The organism is Acidovorax sp. KNOB132 (assembly GCF_057541515.1).
Map to the genome: position 1 here is coordinate 1 of NZ_BAAJYT010000576.1, position 1,002 is coordinate 1,002.

At 72.5% G+C, this 1,002-nt stretch carries 1 protein-coding gene and 1 pseudogene; both read left to right on the forward strand.

The window, feature by feature from the left end:
- The coding region (locus AC27IO_RS24760; protein WP_498741287.1) for a tripartite tricarboxylate transporter substrate-binding protein at positions 1–789 on the forward strand (789 nt) is incomplete at its 5' end.
- A 4-nt stretch (positions 790–793) separates the two neighbouring features.
- Positions 794–1,002: pseudogene (locus AC27IO_RS24765) on the forward strand (hypothetical protein); the annotation flags it as partial.

Sequence of the window (1,002 nt, forward strand, 5' to 3'; positions counted from 1 at the left end):
GTGGTGGTGGACAACAAGCCCGGCGCCAGCGGCCAGATCGCCGGCGCCTACGTGGCGCGTGCCACGCCGGACGGCAGCACGCTGCTGCTGGACGCCTCGTCGTTCGCGGTCAACCCCGCTCTCTATCCCAAGATGGCCTACGACACCGACAAGGCCTTCACGCCGCTGGCCGTGCTCGCCACCTTTCCCAACGTGCTGGTGTGCTCCGCGGGGTTCCAGGCGCGCAGCGTGCAGGACGTGATCGCGCTGGCCCGCGCCAAGCCGGGCGAAGTGGCCTATGCGTCGTCCGGCAACGGCTCGGCGCAGCACCTGGCGGGAGCGCTGTTCGAGGAGCGCGCCGGGGTGCGGCTGTCGCACATTCCCTACCGGGGCGGTGGCCCCGCGATGAACGATGTCATGGCGGGGCAGGTGCCGCTCTTTTTCGCCAACGTGGCCTCGGCGCTGGGCCACATCCGCTCCGGCAAGCTGCGCGCGCTGGCCGTGACGGCCGCGCTGCGGGCCCGTTCGCTGCCGGAGGTGCCCACCATGACCGAAGCGGGCGTGCGCAAGTACGAGGTGCTGGAATGGAACCCGGTGCTCGCCCCCGCCGGCTTGCCCGCCGCCACGCGCACGCGCCTGGTCGATGGCATCCGCAAGGCGCTGGGCGATGCCGAGGTGCTGGCGCGCATCCGCGCGCTGGGCGGCGATGTGTTCGCCGATGCATCGCAGGCCTCGGCCGGGGCCTTCATCCGGGCCCAGCAGGGCCAGTGGGCCCAGGTGGTGCGCGACCGCAACATCTCGGTCGGCTGAACCGATGCCGAAGGACGTCGACCGCGCCCCCCACCCTGATGCCTGGGACGGAGCCGGTGCCTGCTGGGACGCGCACGTCCATGTGTTCGACGCCGATGCGCCGACCCAGCCCGGCCACTACCGCCCCGCGCACCATCCGCTGGAGCGCATCGAGGGCCTGGCTGCCGCCCATGGGGTGCGGCATCTGGTGCTGGTGCAGCCCAGCGTGTACGG